The following is a 5414-nucleotide window of genomic DNA, read 5'->3' on the forward strand; positions in this document are numbered from 1 at the left end:
AAGCGGGCGCATCACCGACAGCGACGCCAGGACAGCAGGCCGCCTCGCTCGGCGGTGGCCATCACACCGCCGAGCAAGCCCGAATACGCCAAGAGAGCAGCCAAGATGACTTAAACGACCAGCATTGCGGCTAGCCCCGTCTTCCGCACATGGGTGTGGGTGGGTTGATCGGCGGGGTTGAGGGCCTGCCCGGTCGGGGGTTCTGCCAGGGTGTTCGATCGTGGATCAACGTGGACGACGTCGGGCCCGGTATGTCGCGGCGAGCATCGAGAAACAGCTGGGTGCGTTGCCGGTGATCGCTGATTACTGTCGCCGTCTGGACCTGGCCGGGATCATCGATCGGGCCTGCCCGATCCGCGATCTCGCGGATCTGACCCACGGGCAGGTGATCGAAACGCTGGTCGCGAACCGGTTGACCTCTCCGGCGCCGCTGGTCCGGGTGACCGGCTGGGCCGGCGAGCACGCGGTGGAGGAGGTCTTCGGCATCGACCCTGCTCTGCTCAACGACGACCGGATCGGCCGCGCGCTGGACGCGATCGCCCCCGAACTCGACCACATCGTGGGATCCGTTGGTGCGCAGGCGATCTCGGTGTTCGGGCTGGACACCTCCCGGCTGCATTGGGACATGACCTCGATCTCGCTGTACGGGGCCTACGACCAGATTGACGAAGACCACCCGGCGCCCAAGTTCGGGCACCCCAAGGACCGCCGCCCGGACCTGAAACAGATCCAGGCCGGGCTGGCGGTCACCAGCGATGGCGGGATACCGGTCTTCCACCGGGCCTACGACGGCGGAGCAGGGGAGATCGCCCAGGTGGTGGGGACGATGACCGTGCTGCAGAAAATCGCGCGGCCACGGAACTTCCTGTTGATAGGGGACTCCAAACTGGTGTCCTACACCAATGTCTCGGCGATGATCGATGCCGGCACCGGTTTCATCGCCCCCGCCTCGAAGGCCTACACCCCCGCCGCGACGCTGGCCGCGCTCGAGCGCGACTGCGCCACCGAGGTCGACTACGTCGCCGAACGCGACGCGAGCAAACCCGCCGCGCAACGTGGCCGGTGGCGAGTCACCGAAGACACCATGACCCTGACCGGTAAACGCAAACGAGACCCGGCGTTCACGCTACGGCGGGTGTTCGTGCACTCCACCGCCCGAGCACACGCCGCGGTCACCGCCCGGGCCAAGAAACTCGACCGCGCCACCGACGACCTCGACCGGCTGGTCCGCGGGCTGGGGTCCCGGCACTACCCCGACCAACAAGCCGTGACCACCCGGATCGCCGCCATCGCGGCCGCCCGCCGGGTCACCGCCTACCTCCGCACCACCACCGGCACCGATCCGACCACCGGCAAACCCACCCTGACCTGGTGGTTCAACCAAGCGGCGCTGGACACCGAAGCGGCCACCGACGGCTGGTACGCGCTGCTGACCAACCTCCCCGACTCCGTCACCGCCAGCGAGATCCTGATCCGCTACAAAGGCCAGGAAGTCGTGGAACGCCGCTACGGCGCGTTCAAAGGCCCGCTGGCCGTGGCACCGATGTTCCTCAAAAACAACCGGCGCATCACCGCCCTGATCACCGTGATCTGCCTGGCACTACTGATCTTCTGCCTGATCGAACGCCAAGTCCGGGCCGCGATCGCCCCGCAGACCACCCTCGACGGTCTCTACGCCGGACGACCGGCCAAACCCACCGGCTGGCTGATCTTCGAAGCACTGGCACGGCTGCGCCTGATCCCCGCCGCCAATGGCCGGCCACCAGGGATCCCTCAACCGCCACCACTCCAGACCCGGCTGCTGGACCTCCTCGATGTCGACCCCACCAAACCACGATGATCACATAACCACCCCGCCGACAACCACCCAGAGTTGATCAACCCCTATGTGCGGAATACCCGGCTAGCCGGCCAGGGTCGCCGCACGGCCCCGGGTGGTCACGGGCGCGGGACGCCCATCGGGTTCGGGACCGGCACCAGGCCCGCGTCGATCACCGCGCGGCTCAGCGGGACCGCCAGCTCCAGCACCCGCGCCACCCCCTCCTCGCCGAGCGCCTCGACCGGCGCCGACGCCAGCCGGTCCGTGTCCTCCTCGATGCCGCGGCGCAGCGCGGCCCCCGACGGCGTCAGGTGGCCCGCGGCGTCGAGCACGCCCCGGTCCCGCAGACGATCGACCGCCGCGTCCCAGTCCTCGTCGGACCAGCCACGGTGCGGTTGGACGTCGCCGCGGGCGATGACGCCGTCGCCGATGTGGGTCAGCGTGGTCTCCAAGCCCGACAGGCCCGCGTGGACCGCCGACAGGACGTGGCCGTCGCCGCGGTGCTCGCGCAGGACGGTCGCCGCCAGCCACAGCCGGCCGGGCACGCCGGACGGGCGCGGCACCGCCGACCACGCCGCCGCCAGCGGACGCCCGTCGAAGCGGCACGCGTCCGCCGCGCGCTCCAGCAACGAAGCCAGCTCGTCCACGGCGGGCAGGGCGCGGGACAACGCCGTCTCCAATGCCTTCTCCACCGCGGAAACCCGAGCCTCGAGGACGTCGGACGGCGACGCGAACGACCACGCGTCCGGCAGCGCCCGCGCGACCATCGCCGGGGCGAAGCCGAACAACACCGACGTCGCCGCCGCGGGGCCGATGGGGCCCAGCGGCGCGAGCCGGCCGGCGAAGTAGCCCATCCAGTAGCCGCGCAGGCCGACGGCCTTCGCCGCGGCCGCTGTCTCCGGCGCGAAATAGACGACCGCGTGCAACGGTTCCACCGCGGCCCAGAGCCGGCGGGGCAAGGTCATCGCGGCCTCCTCACGGGGTCAGCCGGTGCAGGTCGCGCGGGAACAGCGTGACCTCCCGGATGTTGGCGACTCCGAGGAGCCGCGCCGTCCACCTTTCCAGGCCGAGCGCGAAACCGCCGTGGGGCGGCATGCCGTGCGCGAACACCGCCAGGTAGTCGCCGTAGTCCGCGACCTCGCCGCCGAGCGCCGCGACGTAGTCGGCGTGCCGGTGCAGCCGCTGGCCGCCCGTCACCAGCTCCAGCCCGCGGAACAACAGGTCGAAGCTGTTCGAGTACGCGGGCCGCGCCGGGTCCGGGTGGGTGTAGAACGGCCGTTTCGCCATCGGGTAACCCGTGACGAACAGGAACTCCGACCCGTGCTCGCGCACCGCCCAGTCCGACAGCCACCGCTCGTCGGCGGCCGCCAGGTCGGGCTCGTCCTTCCCCAGCATCTCCTGGGCGTCGGCGAAGTGCAGCTCCGGGATCTCGGCGGGTACCTCCGGGACGGCGACGCCGAGCGAGGCGACCGACCCGGCCATCCCGGCGAGCACCTCCCGCAGCACGGCCATGACGTCGTGGTGGTCTTCGATGAACCCGAGTTCGGCGTCAAGGCTGGTGTACTGGGCCAGGTGCCGCGCGGTGTCGTGCGGCTCGGCACGAAAGACCGGGCCGACCTCGTAGACGCGCTCGAACACCCCGACCAGCGCCTGCTTGAAGAACTGCGGCGACTGCGCGAGGTAGGCGCGGCGGCCGAAGTAGTCGATACCGAAGACGTTCGCGCCCGACTCGGTGGCCGACGAGACGATCTTCGGCGTGTGCGTCTCGGTGAAGCCGAGTCCGTCCAAAGTGGACCGGAACCCGGCGACGGCGGCCGCGGACACCGCGAACCGCGCCTTCAGCAGCGGGTGCCGCAACGCGACCGGCGCGTGGTCCAGGATCGTCGGCAGCGACGCCGAAACCGCGGGCCGGTAGAGGTCGAACGGCGGTGGCGACGCCGGTTCCGACAGCGGAACCAGAGTCGCCGAAGTCAGTTCGACGCCGCCGGGCGCGCGCGGGTTCGCCGTCACGGTCGCACGCACCTCGACCACGGTCTCTTCCGGCGGCGGCGCGGCGTCGGAGCGCAGCACGACCTGCGCGGTCCCGGAGCGGTCCCGGAGCACGAGGAACGTGACGAATTTCAGGCGGCGACGGCGGTGCACCCACCCGGCGACGCGGACGTGGGCGCCGACGTGCCGGGGCAGGTCGGCGGTCAAGGTTCGGGAGATCATCGTGGGCCTCTCGCAGGCGACGTGACCCCTTGGGAGTGCGGGCGAGAAGGGAACTCGCGGTGCCACCACACTTTCGCCACCCCGAAGGGCGGCCTCTCGTGGCCCGTGACGGGGGCCGGCCGGCGGGGCATTTCCTCCCCGCACTCCGGAGGGTCTTCACCGCGGGGCACGGGACCGCCTTCCCAGCTGCCGGCGGCTCTCTGGACCCGTGCGCTCCCGGGGCTACTCGGCTCCATCAGCGCGTTGGCCGGGAGGTTAGCCCGGCCGCGGCGAAGCGCGCACCGCATTTTCGGGCGTGGCCGGCATCACGCCACTATTGAATGAACGTTCAGTTGACAGTTGTGACCGACAGGCCTACCGTCGCTGTTGAATGAGTATTCAATCAGGAAAGGACACCTCATGACCGGCAAAGTCTGGTTCGTCACCGGCTCGTCGCGCGGCCTCGGCCGGGAGATCGTCGACGCCGCCCTGGAGCGGGGCGACTCCGTCGTGGCCACCGCCCGCGACCCGCGCAGCCTCGGCGACCTGCCGGCGGACCGCGCGCTGGCCGTCGCGCTCGACGTCACCGACGAAGCCGCCGCCGACCGGGCCATCGCCGCGGCCGTCGAGCGGTTCGGCCGCATCGACGTCGTCGTCAACAACGCCGGCTACGCCGACTTCGGGTCCATAGAGGACACTCCGGCGGCGCAGTTCCGCGCCCAGATCGAGACGAACCTGATGGGCGTCGTGACGGTAACCCGCGCGGCGATCCCGGTGCTACGCCAGCAGGGCCACGGGCACATCATCCAGATCTCCACCGTCGGCGGCCGGATCGCGCCGGGCGTCGGCCTGGCCGCGTACTCGGCGGCGAAGCACGGCGTCGAAGGCTTTTCCGGCGTGCTGGCCAACGAGATGAAGCCGTTCGGCGTCAAGGTGACGATCGTCGAGCCGGGCGGGATCCGCACCGACTGGGCCGGCTCGTCGATGTCGTTCATCGAGCCGAGCGCGGCCTACCAGCCGGTGCTGAACCCGATGATCGAGCACATCCGCGGCCCGGAGCAGCTCGCCACCAGCGACCCGGCCAAGGCCGGCCGCGTGATCACCGAGCTCGCCGACCTGGCCGAGCCGCCGCTGCGGCTGCCGCTGGGCTCCGACGCGGTGATGCTGATCCGCGCCACCGACGAGGCCAAGATCGCCGAGATCGACGCGTGGGCCGAGACGTCCCGCCGCACCGACGCCGACGACGCCGCGCAGCGGGACTTCAGCAGCCTCGCCCGGAACTAGTGTCCTGCGCCGGAAATTCGTGAGATATATCGGGCGAGCGAGTCGAGGATCTCTTCGGCAGTCTTCTTCCACACGAACGGCTTGGGGTCCTCGTTCCAGTCCTTGATCCACTCGCGGACGT

At 70.5% G+C, this 5414-nt stretch carries 4 protein-coding genes; 2 read left to right on the forward strand and 2 right to left on the reverse strand.

All coding sequences use genetic code 11. The features are described from left to right. Window positions 1–220: 220 nt before the first annotated feature. Window positions 221–1840 (forward strand): IS1634 family transposase, encoded by a 1620-nt coding sequence (locus ACLJQZ_RS48275; RefSeq protein ID WP_410628445.1) that lies wholly within the window; start codon window positions 221–223, stop codon window positions 1838–1840. Window positions 1841–1938: 98 nt separating this feature from the next. Here the strand turns inward: ACLJQZ_RS48275 and ACLJQZ_RS48280 are convergent, their stop codons facing one another. Continuing rightward, entirely contained in the window at window positions 1939–2784 is an 846-nt protein-coding gene (locus ACLJQZ_RS48280; RefSeq protein ID WP_410628447.1) for an SCO6745 family protein, read from the reverse strand. A gap of 10 nt (window positions 2785–2794) precedes the next feature. Further along, a complete protein-coding gene (gene aspS / locus ACLJQZ_RS48285) occupies window positions 2795–4030 on the reverse strand; it encodes an aspartate--tRNA(Asn) ligase (protein ID WP_410628448.1) in 1236 nt (411 codons plus the stop codon). A gap of 399 nt (window positions 4031–4429) precedes the next feature. On the opposite strand from aspS, the gene ACLJQZ_RS48290 reads away from it, so the two are divergent. Continuing rightward, complete coding sequence (locus ACLJQZ_RS48290; RefSeq protein ID WP_410628450.1) at window positions 4430–5293, forward strand: SDR family NAD(P)-dependent oxidoreductase; 864 nt, start codon at window positions 4430–4432, stop codon at window positions 5291–5293. Window positions 5294–5414: the final 121 nt, after the last annotated feature.

The sequence above is a fragment of the Amycolatopsis sp. cmx-8-4 genome, assembly GCF_046548675.1.
Lineage (GTDB): Bacteria > Actinomycetota > Actinomycetes > Mycobacteriales > Pseudonocardiaceae > Amycolatopsis.

Bases quoted from the DNA above. Each gene is read 5' to 3' on its own strand.
- ACLJQZ_RS48280 (WP_410628447.1), bottom strand. From the start codon at position 2,784: ATGACCTTGCCCCGCCGGCTCTGGGCCGCGGTGGAACCGTTGCACGCG.
- aspS (WP_410628448.1), bottom strand. From the start codon at position 4,030: ATGATCTCCCGAACCTTGACCGCCGACCTGCCCCGGCACGTCGGCGCC.
- ACLJQZ_RS48290 (WP_410628450.1), top strand. From the start codon at position 4,430: ATGACCGGCAAAGTCTGGTTCGTCACCGGCTCGTCGCGCGGCCTCGGC.